The organism is Rothia sp. HC945 (genome assembly GCF_051370785.1).
Lineage (GTDB): Bacteria > Actinomycetota > Actinomycetes > Actinomycetales > Micrococcaceae > Rothia.
The window spans coordinates 153,192-166,439 of record NZ_JBFCSN010000001.1; the positions used below are offsets into that span (position 1 = coordinate 153,192).

Consider the following 13,248-nt stretch of genomic DNA (forward strand, 5'->3'; position numbering starts at 1 on the left):
ATCAGTCCTTGGGGCGCTGTTGCCCGAAGAGAATGTCGTCCCAGCTCGGCACCGAGGGGCGGCCGGAGCGCGACTTGCCCGAACGCTGCCCCTCGGCCCCTGGCCCGTCGGCTCCCTGCCCGTCGGAACCGCCAGATTGCTCGGAGCCCGCACCTTCGTCGGTCAAAGTGCCCTGCCCCGGAAGTTCCTGGGTCAGTCCCGAGACTCGACGGTCGCTGGCTGGGTCGCTGCCGGCGGGGGTTCCTCGGCGCGATTCGAGCTCGTCCAGGAGAGTCTCGGTGGGGCTCGGTTCGTCCGCGCCCACGGCCCGCAGGTGATTGCGCGGTCCCTGGGCTTCGTCGTGCTCATCGGACGAGGAATCCTCGTCGGCCGAACCTGCGTCGGAGGCGTCGTCATCGCCCTCCGTCAAGGAGCGAGGCGCGGCGTCGGCCGATTCGAGGGTGTCCTCGGCGGCAGGTGACCCGATGGTCTCTTGGTCGCGGCCCTGGTCCGGCTCGGTCTCGACTGCGGGTTCGTCGAGCTCTTCGAGGGCCTCGTCCTCTGCGGCACCGTGAGGGCGCCCCATCAGGAACTCGGCCACGGCGTTGCCGGCGACGACCGTCTGATTCGCGGGGTTGTACACAAAGCGCGCGGGAAAATCTGCTCCGGAGGGAATCTGGGAGAGCGCGGTCTGGGAGTAATCGACCGAAACAGTCACATTCCACTGGCCGTCTTCGCGCTGCCATGCATTCCACTGGGCATCGCCTTCCGCGAAGTTCCAGTCCTCACGCACACCGACGACTTGGTCATTGAGTGATTTTCGGCCCCTGGAGGCCGGGTCGAGGGGACGGACGACGACGTTGCGTGCGGCGGTCACGATATGGGCGCGTTCGGCCAGGATCGGCCACTCGTAGCGGCGCACACGCTCGGGCTTCCACCCTGACTCTGCGACGATCTCATCGACGCTCGCGCCCTGCCTGAAGCGGGTCTGTATATCGCGGGGGCCGTAGTCGCCCCGGCCGCTGAGTCCGCGAGGGGTCTGTGCTCTCTTGGCCTTGACCACCGCATTGCGCAGACTGTTGTCGATGACGACACGGTATCGGTGCTCACCGTCCGGAGACTCGAGAACGAGGTGCTCGCCGTCGTCTTGGACTCCCACGAAAGTCAGCCGATCCATCAGTTCTCCTTAGTGATACCGCTCCGACGCGTGCACGACCAGGCCATTCGCGCCCATTGCTCCTGACAGAATACCGCCTCGCGGTCGTGTGGCCAGACACCCCGCGACCCGAAGAATCCGCTCACAGTAAAATCGGCTGGACATCCCGGGGCCCGATAGTGAACAATCATCGCGATACCGGCACGCATCGAGTTCTGTTTATGTCTCATGAGCTGGCCAACAGGTGCCCACACCGGTACAAGAACCACACGATGATCGGCACGGCCATGTGGGCGTGCTGAGAGCTACCGACGAAAGCGTGACAGGAACATGGCTACCGATTACGACGCCCCGCGCAAGCAAGACGAAGAAAGCAGCTCGGACTCCATCGAGGAGCTGAAGTCGCACCGAAGCGACCAGCAGTCCAACGTTGTGGACGAGGACGAGAACGCTGCCGCTGAGAGCTTCGAGCTTCCGGGAGCGGACCTCTCGCACGAAGAACTCTCCGTGGTCGTTCTTCCGGCCCAACAGGACGAGTTCACCTGCGCATCCTGCTTCCTTGTGCGGCACCGTTCGCAGATTGCCCGCGAAGAAGGCGGCCTCTACTACTGCATCGAGTGCGAGGCGTAGATCACGGCTAATGGCGCGGAGCGCGTGACAAGGTGAAAAGGGGAGGAACGCGAGGTTCCTCCCCTTTGTGTATCCGCTACCGGCTCTCGTCCTCGTCGGGGTCGACGACGCTCTGGTCCACCTCAGGCGTCCGCACCGCCTGGTGTTCCGGGTCCGACCCCAGAACGAGGGCCAATTCCTCCGGACGTCGAGAGTTCGTGAGCCAGTACGGCGTCGGGTCTGCCGGGTCAACCAGGTGAATCCTGGCCACAGGGGATACCCACGGACGGAAATTCATGTAGGCCCGACCATCGGCCCCGGGTCCGCACGCGATGCGGGCGTTCTCGCCACGGAACACCTCAACGGTGCCCACGTAATCGCGTTCGATGTGCGCCCGACCGACCTGAAGGGAATCCTCGGTGACCTCGAGGACCGGCGAGGACGAATAGAGAATCAGTCCGAGGGTAGCCGCCAGGACGATGGCCACCAGGATCGATACAGGCACATTGATCGGCGCGCCGACGGCGAAACACGCGAAGCCGAAGACGACCACGCAGATCCACACACCGATCGACGGGTAGAGCTTTTCGTGGAATTCGACGGCGGGAGGAGCTCCGAAGCCGGCGGGATCGTCGGAATTCGGGGAGACGGAGTCAGACATGTCCACCAGAATACGCGTCGGAGCTGGGCCCCGGTACTCGAGAGTGGGCGAGGACTCAGCCAGTGCCGGGCCGCAGCCGTTACAGTGGCCTAGGGCGAACCGGTCCCACCGGTACGGACGTGCGTCCGGTACGGGCGACCGCCGTACGCCGAACAACTGCCACCGACCCAGGAATGACGAGCATGCTGCCGACCGTTGACGTCAAGATCACGCTGCTGGACCCGGAGTTGCCGGCTCCCTCGTATGCCCAGGACGGCGACGCCGGAGCCGACCTGAGGTCTCGGGAGGATCTGACCTTGCGGCCCGGCGAGAGAGCCCTGGTGCGAACCGGGGTGGCCATAGCTCTGCCCGACGGATACGTGGGATTGGTTCACCCGCGATCCGGGCTTGCCGCGAAGTCAGGCATTACGATCGTGAACGCCCCTGGCACCGTCGATTCGGGGTACCGCGGCGAACTGATGGTGACTTTGCTCAACACGGACCAGAATGAGCCCTATGACATTCATCGCGGCGACCGGATCGCGCAGCTCGTGATCCAGAAGTACGAGCATGCGGCCTTCGAGGTCGTGGAAGAGTTGCCGAGCTCCGAACGGGGAACCGCGGGGTTCGGCTCGACAGGAAGCCTCTAGAAAGGACAATCGTGCTGGGATTCGGAAAGAAGAAACAGAACACCGAAGCCACCGAGGACAAGGACAACCCGTCCGAGGACGTCGGTGGGTCCACGACCGAGCAGGCGCCCGCGCCGGCCGTCGAGGACGAGAAGCGCCCCGACCGTGACTTGATCAATGCCAAGGCCGACAAGGACATCGATCGGGCGGAGGCCGCTGCTGCGGCGGCCGAAGTGGACAACGCCGAGGACACATCACGATCGGTCACCGGTCCCTTCGACGTCTCAGAGATCGAAACCGACGAGTCCTACATCGATCTCGGCGGATTGCGCATCAAGCCGGACGAGTCCGTGAGCATGCGCATCGACGTGGATCAGAAGAACCAGTCAGTCGTTTCCGTGACGTTCCAGAAAGATGGGGCGATTCTGCAGGTCCAACCGTTCGCTGCTCCCAAGAGCCGGGGCCTCTGGTCGGAGATCCGGACCGAACTCGCGAAGTCCGTTCGCGATCAGAACGGCGTCGTCGACATTCTCGACGGCACACTCGGCCGACAGGTCATCGCGAAACTGCCTGCGTCCCTGCCCAATGGGGACCGTGGCTACCGCGTGGCCCGATTCGTGGGCGTCGACGGGCCCCGCTGGTTCCTGCGCGGAGTATTCTCCGGCGACGCAGCGGTCAAGCGCAGCGCCGCTCGAGACATGGAACGCGTCTTCCGCAGCCTGGTCGTGGTCCGTGGGAACAACCCCATGGCGCCCCGTGATCTCCTGCGGCTCCGGATTCCCGACAACGCCGTTCCGCGCGACCAGGCCGCAGAAACCCCGGAGAAACCGGGCATCGAGGTTCCGGAACGAGGCCCGGAGATCACTCAGATTGGCTGAATCGCCCTCGGTCCGCTGGCCCGCGGACCGCGACGGCCGGGAACGGGCCAGGATCCGGGTTCTCGTGGAAGGGCGCGTCGGTGAAGTTCGCATCCGGCCGCGGAACGAACTGCCCAGGTACGAGGCCGAGGTGGACATTACCGCGAGCTACCGGGCCGTCTCCTCGGACCTGCGCGGCCGATTGCCACGTGGCTCGGTGACCGCACCGACGTCGGCCATCGCGATGGACATGCCGCACCTGGAAGACGACGATGCCCCACTCGGTCCCGGGACGCACGTCCGACTCGTGTGGCACGGCCAGCGAACGGTTCCCGGGATCGGCGCGGGCACACGATTGCGGTGCTCCGGCCTGCTGGCCTCCGTATCGGGAGTGCCGGTCATCTATAATCCTCGGTACGAAATCGTGTCCCGCCATCAAGAACTGTAGAGAGCGGAGAGCATCACCACATGCAGAACAATATCGGCGAGCCTTCACGCCGACCGGAGGACTCCGAGCGACCCGGCGGCTCGCCGTCCTTCGGGCAGCAGATGGCTGCCGCGTACGGCAAATCCGGGGCCTTCCGACGGGATGAGCACGGGCAGATCGACGTCATGCACGCGATCGGTGGAATCCGCGGTCTTCTCGAGGCGGTTCTGCCCTCGATCGCCTATCTGATCAGCTTTGTGATCACGTCGTCGCTGGGCCTTTCCCTCGCGATCGCGATCGGCCTGGCCGTGGTCATATCGATCATCCGATTCATCACCGGCGGCCAGAAGATCCAGGCCTTTTCGGGGGCCGTGGGCGTGCTGATCTGTGCGTTCTTCGCACACGCCGGCGGCAAGCCGATCGATTACTACGTCGTCGGGTTCTGGACCAACGGTGCGTACGCCGTGGGTCTGGCCTTGTCGATGCTCTTCCGTTGGCCCCTGCTCGGCGTCGTCTACGGAATGCTTCGCGGTGAGGACACGGGGTGGCGCAAGAACCGGGACCGGATGAGGGTCTACCAGCTGGCGACCGGGGTTCTGGCCGCGATGTTCGCGCTGCGCCTGGTCGTGCAGTTGCCACTCTTCTTCGCCGAGAATCTTCCCGCACTGGGAATCACACGACTCGTCATGGGCATCCCTCTCTACGCGTTCTGCCTCTGGCTCACGTGGATGATGACCAGGACCAAGGAATCCGTGGCCCGGAGCGAAGAACCGGCCTAGCTGTACGGCGCTCGCCGACGGCCTGACGGGCCCATCAGAGTTCCTGACCGTGGGCCGTCTCGTCCAGACCGGGCTCTTCCGCAACGAGGTCTTGGTCCTGCTCGACGGGTTCCTGAGCCTGCTCGGCGTTGAACAGAGAACGCAGATCCTGTTCTCCGGCAGGCGTGGTGATCAGGAAGAGTTCGTCTTCGCCTTCCAGAACGTCGTCGCCCGTGGGAGTCACGGGGATCCCGTCGCGGAGAATCGCCACGAGCGTGGTCTCGGCCGGCCACTCGACGGACTCGACGGTCGAGCCGATGAACGCGTGATCGGTGGGCACGGTGTATTCGATCAGCGTCGCTCCACCCGCTTGGAGATCCAGCAGACGCACGACGTCCCCGACCTCAACGGCTTCCTCGACCAACGCGGTCATGAGTCGCGGCGTCGACACGGCGACGTCGACGCCCCAGGCGTCGTCGAAGAGCCACTCGTTCTTCGGGTTGTTGACTCGCCCCACGGTTCGCGGCACTCCGAATTCGGAACGGGCCAGGAGTGAGACGACCAGGTTGGTCTTGTCGTCCCCGGTTGCGGCCACGATCACGTCGGCCGTTTCGGGCTCGGCCTGGCGAAGCACGGACAGCTCGCACGCGTCGCCGATCAACCAGGTGGCACCCCGGAGATCGGAGCGGCCAATGGCCTCCGGCTTTTCGTCGAGAATCGTCACCCGATGGCCGTGGCCCAGAAGCTCGAAAGCAATGGACGATCCCACGGAACCCGCGCCCACGATGAGAACCTGCACGTCATTCCTCCTCTTCGCCGCGCTGCAACCCGGACTCGGGGGAGTCGTCGCGGCGGATCGCTTCTTCGGTTCGCTCGACGGTCGACGCCGGCTTGCCCCAGGACCGCTGGCTGAGGCGCGGTTCGAAGGGCTCGTCCTCGAGATCTCCCGGCGGGGAGGACAGGACCCGGGCCACGCCGTTCATTTCCTGGGTGCGGATCATCGCGTGCACGACGTCGCCCTGCTGATAACTGGTGTCCGGGCCGGGCAGCATTCCCTCGCCGAAACGGGTGATGAACGCGATGCGGACATCCGCGGCCTCCTCGATGTCGGTCAGGGAATGACCGGTCCAGTCCTCGTGCAATTGCAACTCGGCAAGAACCAGGCGACCGGAGGCCTCTCGATAGTCACCGGTCATGGACTGTTCGGGCAGAATCCGGCGCAGAACCTGGTCGGTGCTCCACCGAACGGCAGCGACCGTGGGTATCCCGAGGCGCTGAAAGAACTCGGCCCGATTGGGGTCGTTGATGCGCGCGACCACGTGGGCGACCTTGAACGTCTCCCGTGCCACGCGGGAAGCGAGGATATTCGAATTGTCCCCGTTCGATACGGCCGCGAAGGCGTAGGCGTGCTCGATGTCGGCCCGCTTGAGCGTCTCCCGATCGAAACCGACGCCCTTGACCTTCTTTCCGTCGAAATCCTTCCGGAGCCTGCGGAACGCGCGTTCGTCCTGATCAATCACGGCCACGGTGTGTCCCGCGGCCTCGAGGGAATGGGCGAGCATGACTCCGACCCGTCCGGCGCCCATAATCACGAAGTGAGGCACGGTGCATTGGCTCCTGAAAGTCGCGGGGGCTGGGAAAGCGTTCGCTTCTCGACCCAGTCGTTCTCTTCACCAGGGTAATGCACCCGCTTCCGCCAGGTCGCGGTGGGGTAGCGTATGGCATTGTGCAATCACTACCAACGCGCACTCGGCGGGCCCTCTTCGGGGCGCCCAAGGAGACGGAGCAGATCCGGGGCCTGACGTTGCCCAAACGCGCGGCACTCCCGATCTTCGGCGCCGACGGTTTCTCCGCGATCGCCTACGCGCCCGACGAGATCATGATGGTCCTGGCTCTTGCGGGGTCGGCGGGACTCGTCATGTCCCCGTGGGTCGGCGTGGGCGTTGCCGTGACCCTTCTGCTGGTGATCGGCACCTACCGCTACAACATTCGCGACGTCGCCACTTCGGGCGGTGACTACCACGTGGTCAGCGACCGCCTCGGTCCGAGGACGGGCGCGGCGGCCGGGTCCAGCCTGCTCTTCGACTTCGTCCTGACGGTCGCCGTGTCCGTCTCATCGGCGTCTTCCTACGTCACCACTCTGATCCCGGTTCTCGCGGGACACCGGGTTCTCGTTGCCGTGCTCTTGGTCGTCGCTCTGACCTTGATCTACGTTCGGGGACTGCATTTCATGGGGCGGATCGCCCTTCTTCCGGCGCTGCTCTTCGTGCTCTGCCTCGTGGCGGTATTGGGGATTGGGATCATCGAGTCCTGGTTCGGCGCCCTGGACGAGGCTCCCAGCGCCGGGTTCCACATCAGGCCGGAGACCGCCGAATCGAATTCTCTCACCGGTTTCGGCCTGCTCCTTCTAGTGGCACGATCCTTCTCATCGGGTGCCGTGACCCTGACCGGTGTCGAGTCAGTCAGCAATTCGGTCAGGTTCTTCCGCGCCCCGAAGGCCCGCAACGCGGCCTACAGTCTGGTGGCGATGGGGCTTTCTACTGCTGTAGCCCTGGTGGGCATCCTCTACCTCGCGGATGCGAGCGGCGCCGTCGTGACGCTCGATTCCTCACAACTGGTGATCAACGGTCACTCGATGGGCGAGGACTACCAGCAGATCCCGGTCCTGGCCCAGGTAGCCCAAGCGGTCACGGGACACAACATCCTGCTCGGCGTTTTCCTGGCCAGCACGGTGCTGTTCCTCCTGCTTGCCCCGGCCGCCGCCTACGCGGGGTTCCCGATTCTGGCCTCGACCATGGCCGAGAAGGGCTACCTGCCGGTGCACTTCCGGGCCAGGAGCAACAGGTCGCTGTACGCCAACGGTGAGCTCGTGCTGGGGGCCGCCACCGTGGTGGTGGTCATCGCCTTCCGGGCGGATGTCAACGACCTGATCCAGCTGTATGTGGTCGGCGTCTTGTTCTCGATGTCTCTGACCCAGGCGGCCGTCTTCCTGAGCAGGCACCAAGAAATCCGAGTGGTTCTCGCGAGGCTGCCGCGGCGTCGTCTCCTGCGGGACCAGGTCGTGACCATGATCGGGCTGGTGGCCACGGTTCTCGCGACCGTCGTCGTCCTGGTGACCAAATTGGCGCAAGGAGCCTGGGTCACGGTACTGGTTGTCGGGTTTCTCACCCTGGCAACTCTGGCCATCAAGAAGCACTACACCACCATCGACCAGGAGCTTGCCGTGAAGCAGAAGAATCCGCTCAAGGCCCTTCCCTCGCGGGTCCACGCCATGGTCGTCGTGCCACGACTGCGGAAGCCTGCGCTCAGGGCGTTGGCCTATGCTCGGGCCACCCGCCCGTCGACGATCGAGGGACTCGTGCTCAACGTGGACGAGGCTGAGACTCGGAAGATCCGGCAACTGTGGGACAAGTATGAGGTGCCCGTCCCTCTCACGATCCTCGCCTCACCCTTCCGCGACCCGGTCACTCCGGTCGTCGAGCACGTCCGCGAGGTCCGGAAGGCCTCGCCGCGCGACGTCGTGATCGTCTATGTGCCCGAGTACGTTCTGGAACACTGGTGGGACAAGTTCTTGCACCACCGTTCGGGAAGCAAGATCGCAGCGGCGCTGAGAAGAGAACCCGGGGTCGTCACGGCCATGGTTCCGTGGCGCCTAGGACACGAGGACGAGGAGAAACTATCGTGATCGCACCAGGAGACGACATCGAGATCGTGACGGACACCATCGCCCACGGCGGGGCATGCGTCGGACGGCACGAGGGACAGGTCGTTTTCGTCCGCGACGCCGTCCCAGGGGAGCGCCTCCTGGTGCACATCGACTCGATGGGCAAAGGCCATCGGTTTGCTCACGCGCACGTGATCGAGGTTCTCGAACCCTCTCCGTCCAGGCGGACTCACCCGTGGCCCGAGGCCGACGGGCTCCTCACAGCGCACCCTGTGGGCGGGGCCGATTACGGCCACATTCGGCCGGACACGCAGACCCAGCTGAAGAAACAGGTCATCGCGGAACAGCTCACCCGGTTGGGCGGAATGGATCCGGAATCCGACCTCCTCCGGGGACTGACCGTCGAGGCCTTGGACCTGACACCGGACGGAGGGTGGCGCACCCGCGTGCACTGGGCCGTCGACGATACCGGGCGGCTGGGCATGCACCCCTACCACGGGGCGGACATCCTCCCTGTCCAGGAGCTTCCGTTCGCGGTCGAGGCGATCAATGCCTTGCATCTGTGGGAAGGGGAGTGGCGCAACATCCAGCGGGTCGACGTCGCAGCACCGTCATCAGGTGAACCCGCGCTGGTGGTCTTCACCGCCGCCGAGGGCATCATTCCGGAGGAAATCGTCGACGACGTCGACGTCGAGTTGGCCACCTGCCTCCCGGCCGGCCAGGAGGTTTCGGCAGTCATCGTGCCCTCTCCCGTGTCGGGAAGGCAACGAGGCGAGAAACCGGATCCCCAGCTCGTGCGCGGGACATCGGAGGTCCGCGAGGCCGTCACGGCTCCCGGCGGGGAGAAGCTGATGTTCCGTGTCGGTGCCGGCGGGTTCTGGCAGAACCATGCGAAGGCCCCAGACTGGCTGATGAATACGGTGGCCGAGGCCAGCGGGCTCGAGCCCGGCCAGACGGCCTGGGACCTCTACGGTGGGGCGGGGCTCCTCGCCGCCGGATTGGCCGATCGCGTCGGCGAACACGGAACGGTCTGGACGGTCGAAGGATCGCCCGTGACCGCGGACGACGCCGCGAACAACTTCTCCCCGGAAGGGCAAGCACGCACGAGTGGCGCTCGCGATACTGAGGTAGTCGTCACACGATCGGGCGTCGAGCAGGCGCTGAGGCGGTGGGCCACGGCGAACAACGCGGGCGCGCGTCACGGCAGGTCGCGAAGGGGCAAGCCCCGCACCGACGTGCCCCAGGGAAGCCCGGACGTCGTCGTGCTCGATCCGCCGCGCCAAGGAGCGGGCCGCCGGGTCATGGAAGCGATCACGGGTGCAGAGCCCTCGCGGATCGTGTACGTCGCCTGCGATCCGGCAGCGCTGGGGCGTGACGCAGGTTTCCTCCGAGAACACGGGTGGGAACCGACGTGGCTTCGCGGGGTCGACATGTACCCGGACACCCATCACGTGGAGACGATCGTCGTCTTCGAAAAGAGCTGACGGGACGAGGTTCGTCCAGGGCAAAAGGTGTCGTCACATGAGAACACCTCCGAGCCCAGAAGGTAGACTGCTCAACTGAAGGCTTAGTGTCACTGTGTCTCCAAAGGTTTGCATCACACCTAACAACGGCGCTCGGGAAGAGCGCGTCACCGCTAGGACTCACCTGGGGACCTGAACTACGCCTGGAAATGACAGTGGCGAGAGGAGTCCCAAGCAATGAGCACTGTGGACAGCTTCGGGTCCAAGGGCGCGTTGGACGTCAACGGAACCGAATACGAAATTTTCCGACTCAGCAAGGTCGAAGGCGCCGAAAAGCTGCCGTTCAGCCTCAAGGTTCTGCTCGAGAACCTGCTGCGCACCGAAGACGGCGCGAACATCACCGACGAGCACATCAAGGCCCTGGCCAACTGGGATCCCACCGCGGAACCCGACACGGAGATCCAGTTCACCCCGGCGCGCGTGATCATGCAGGACTTCACCGGCGTTCCTTGCGTCGTGGACCTCGCAACCATGCGCGAGGCCGTCAAGTCGCTGGGCGGTGACCCCACCAAGATCAACCCGCTGGCACCGGCCGAGCTCGTGATCGACCACTCGGTCCAGATCGACTCGTTCGGCAACAAGGACGCCATCGAGCGGAACATGGACATCGAGTACGAGCGCAACGGTGAGCGCTACCAGTTCCTCCGCTGGGGACAGACCGCATTCGAGGACTTCAAGGTCGTTCCTCCGGGCATGGGCATCGTGCACCAGGTCAACATCGAGTACCTGGCTCGCACCGTCATGTCCCGCGAGGTCGACGGCGTACTCCGCGCATACCCGGACACCCTGGTCGGTACGGACTCCCACACGACCATGGTCAACGGCCTGGGCGTGCTCGGTTGGGGCGTGGGCGGCATCGAGGCCGAGGCCGCGATGCTCGGCCAGCCCGTATCGATGCTGATCCCGAAGGTCGTCGGATTCAAGCTGACCGGTAAGATTCCGGCCGGTTCGACCGCGACCGACGTCGTGCTGACCATCACCCAGATGCTTCGTGAGCAGGGCGTGGTCGGCAAGTTCGTCGAGTTCTACGGCGAGGGCGTGACAGAGGTCCCGCTCGCCAACCGCGCGACGATCGGCAACATGAGCCCCGAGTTCGGTTCGACCGCGGCGATCTTCCCGATCGATGAGGTGACCCTCGATTACCTGCGCCTGACCGGCCGCAGCGAGGACCAGGTCGCCTTGGTCGAGAAGTACACCAAGGAACAGGGTCTGTGGCACGATCCCAGCGACGAGGCAGCGTACTCCGAGTACCTCGAGCTGGACCTCTCGACGGTTGTTCCCTCGATCGCCGGCCCGAAGCGTCCGCAGGACCGTATCGCACTGACCAACGCCAAGAATCAGTTCCGCACTGACCTCGACAACTACGTCGATGAGGAGGAGCCCGAGTCGGGCGAAGAGTCTTTCCCGGCTTCTGACGCTCCCGCCGTGGATGATTCGCCCGAGGTGACCGAGGAACAGCGCCCGCGCCGCGTGTCGGCAGCTTCTTCTGCTCAGGGTCGTCACTCCCACCCCGTTGAGGTCGACATGCCGGACGGCCGCGAATTCGAACTGGATCACGGTGCGGTTGCCATCGCGTCCATCACGTCATGCACCAACACCTCCAACCCCTCCGTCATGATGGCCGCGGGCGTGCTCGCACGTAACGCCGCAGCCAAGGGGCTCAAGGCGAAGCCGTGGGTCAAGACCTCGATCGCTCCGGGCTCCAAGGTCGTGACCGACTACTACGAGAAGGCCGGCCTGATGTCGGAACTCGAGAGCGTCGGGTTCTACATTGTCGGTTACGGTTGCACCACGTGCATCGGCAACTCGGGCCCGCTCGAGGACGAGGTCTCCAAGGCGGTCAGCGACAATGATCTGTCGGTGACCTCGGTCCTTTCGGGAAACCGGAACTTTGAGGGCCGCATCAACCCGGACGTCAAGATGAACTACTTGGCCTCTCCGCCGCTCGTCATCGCCTACTCGCTGGCCGGGTCGATGGACTTCGACTTCGAGAACGACCCGCTGGGTCAGGACGATGACGGCAATGATGTCTACCTCAGGGACATCTGGCCGGACCCGACCGAGGTGCAGCAGATCATTGACGCCTCGGTGTCCACGGACCAGTACAGCAATGAGTACGGAACCATCTTCGACGGTGACGATCGCTGGAAGAACCTGGACACCCCGACCGGCGACACCTTCGAGTGGGACGAGGCTTCGACCTACGTCCGCAAGCCACCGTACTTCGAGGGCATGACCATGGATCCGGACCCGGTCGAGGACGTCGAGAACGCTCGAGTTCTGCTCAAGCTGGGCGATTCGGTCACGACCGACCACATCTCGCCGGCCGGTTCCTTCAAGTCGGACACACCTGCGGGCAAGTACCTCATCGAGAACGGCGTGGAGCGCAAGGACTTCAATTCCTACGGTTCCCGCCGTGGTAACCACGAGGTCATGATCCGCGGTACGTTCGCGAACATCCGCATCAAGAATGAGCTGTTGGACGGCGTCGAGGGCGGATTCACTCGTGACTTCACCCAGGGCGGCGAGCAGAGCACGGTGTACGACGCCGCGCAGAACTACGCCGCCGAGGGCACCCCGCTGGTGGTCCTGGGTGGCAAGGAGTACGGAACCGGTTCTTCTCGTGACTGGGCGGCCAAGGGTACCCGCTTGCTGGGCGTCAAGGCCGTTATCGCCGAGTCCTTCGAGCGTATTCACCGCTCGAACCTGATTGGTATGGGCGTTCTGCCGTTGCAGTTCCCTGAGGGCGAGTCGCACTCGTCGTTGGGTCTCGACGGCACCGAGTCCTTCACCATCACTGGGGTCACGGAGATCAACGAGGGCAAGACGCCCAAGACGGTACACGTGGCGGCCACGGCGCAAGACGGCACGACGACCGAGTTCGACGCCGACGTCCGCATCGACACCCCAGGTGAGCGGGAGTACTTCCGCAATGGCGGAATTCTCCAGTACGTTCTGCGGAACCTGGTGCGCAACAACTAGGAGCAGAGCCCAGAGGCCCTGAGC

12 protein-coding genes are annotated in these 13,248 nt (G+C 64.7%); 8 read left to right on the forward strand and 4 right to left on the reverse strand.

What is annotated here, in order from left to right:
* Window position 1: 1 nt before the first annotated feature.
* Entirely contained in the window at window positions 2–1,156 is a 1,155-nt protein-coding gene (gene sepH / locus AB0Y14_RS00625) for a septation protein SepH (protein ID WP_436587373.1), read from the reverse strand.
* 309 nt (window positions 1,157–1,465) lie between these two features.
* Between sepH and AB0Y14_RS00630 the strand changes: the two genes are divergently transcribed.
* Complete coding sequence (locus tag AB0Y14_RS00630; protein WP_129315806.1) at window positions 1,466–1,765, forward strand: DUF4193 domain-containing protein; 300 nt, start codon at window positions 1,466–1,468, stop codon at window positions 1,763–1,765.
* A 76-nt stretch (window positions 1,766–1,841) separates the two neighbouring features.
* Here the strand turns inward: AB0Y14_RS00630 and AB0Y14_RS00635 are convergent, their stop codons facing one another.
* A complete protein-coding gene (locus tag AB0Y14_RS00635) occupies window positions 1,842–2,405 on the reverse strand; it encodes a DUF3093 domain-containing protein (protein WP_436587374.1) in 564 nt (187 codons plus the stop codon).
* A 173-nt stretch (window positions 2,406–2,578) separates the two neighbouring features.
* Between AB0Y14_RS00635 and dut the strand changes: the two genes are divergently transcribed.
* The 4 genes from dut to AB0Y14_RS00655 are packed head-to-tail and all read left to right on the forward strand — an operon-like array spanning window position 2,579 to window position 5,076.
* Window positions 2,579–3,034 carry a dUTP diphosphatase gene (dut, locus tag AB0Y14_RS00640; protein WP_436587375.1) on the forward strand — a complete coding sequence of 152 codons (456 nt, stop codon included), beginning with the start codon at window positions 2,579–2,581 and terminating at the stop codon, window positions 3,032–3,034.
* An 11-nt stretch (window positions 3,035–3,045) separates the two neighbouring features.
* A complete protein-coding gene (locus AB0Y14_RS00645; protein WP_436587376.1) occupies window positions 3,046–3,891 on the forward strand; it encodes a DUF3710 domain-containing protein in 846 nt (281 codons plus the stop codon).
* Entirely contained in the window at window positions 3,884–4,318 is a 435-nt protein-coding gene (locus AB0Y14_RS00650) for a hypothetical protein (protein WP_436587377.1), read from the forward strand. Before AB0Y14_RS00645 ends, AB0Y14_RS00650 begins: the two co-directional genes overlap by 8 nt.
* Before the next feature lie 20 nt (window positions 4,319–4,338).
* Window positions 4,339–5,076, forward strand: coding sequence for a DUF3159 domain-containing protein (locus AB0Y14_RS00655; protein ID WP_436587378.1), 738 nt, complete (start codon window positions 4,339–4,341; stop codon window positions 5,074–5,076).
* 34 nt (window positions 5,077–5,110) lie between these two features.
* Here AB0Y14_RS00655 and AB0Y14_RS00660 read toward each other — a convergent pair whose 3' ends face one another.
* Window positions 5,111–5,854 (reverse strand): potassium channel family protein, encoded by a 744-nt coding sequence (locus AB0Y14_RS00660; protein ID WP_436587379.1) that lies wholly within the window; start codon window positions 5,852–5,854, stop codon window positions 5,111–5,113.
* Window position 5,855: 1 nt separating this feature from the next.
* The gene (locus tag AB0Y14_RS00665; RefSeq protein ID WP_436587380.1) at window positions 5,856–6,659 is read right to left on the reverse strand and encodes a potassium channel family protein; all 804 of its coding nucleotides are present in this window, start codon (window positions 6,657–6,659) and stop codon (window positions 5,856–5,858) included.
* A 122-nt stretch (window positions 6,660–6,781) separates the two neighbouring features.
* Here AB0Y14_RS00665 and AB0Y14_RS00670 point away from each other — a divergent pair, with 122 nt between their 5' ends.
* The 3 genes from AB0Y14_RS00670 (at window position 6,782) to AB0Y14_RS00680 (ending at window position 13,224) form a co-directional block, all read left to right on the forward strand.
* The gene (locus tag AB0Y14_RS00670) at window positions 6,782–8,740 is read left to right on the forward strand and encodes an APC family permease (protein ID WP_436587381.1); all 1,959 of its coding nucleotides are present in this window, start codon (window positions 6,782–6,784) and stop codon (window positions 8,738–8,740) included.
* Window positions 8,737–10,203: a class I SAM-dependent RNA methyltransferase gene (locus AB0Y14_RS00675; protein WP_436587382.1), complete on the forward strand. Its 1,467-nt coding sequence runs from the start codon at window positions 8,737–8,739 to the stop codon at window positions 10,201–10,203. The genes AB0Y14_RS00670 and AB0Y14_RS00675 overlap by 4 nt, the downstream gene beginning before the upstream one ends.
* 216 nt (window positions 10,204–10,419) lie before the next feature.
* Complete coding sequence (locus AB0Y14_RS00680; RefSeq protein WP_436587383.1) at window positions 10,420–13,224, forward strand: aconitate hydratase; 2,805 nt, start codon at window positions 10,420–10,422, stop codon at window positions 13,222–13,224.
* Window positions 13,225–13,248: the final 24 nt, after the last annotated feature.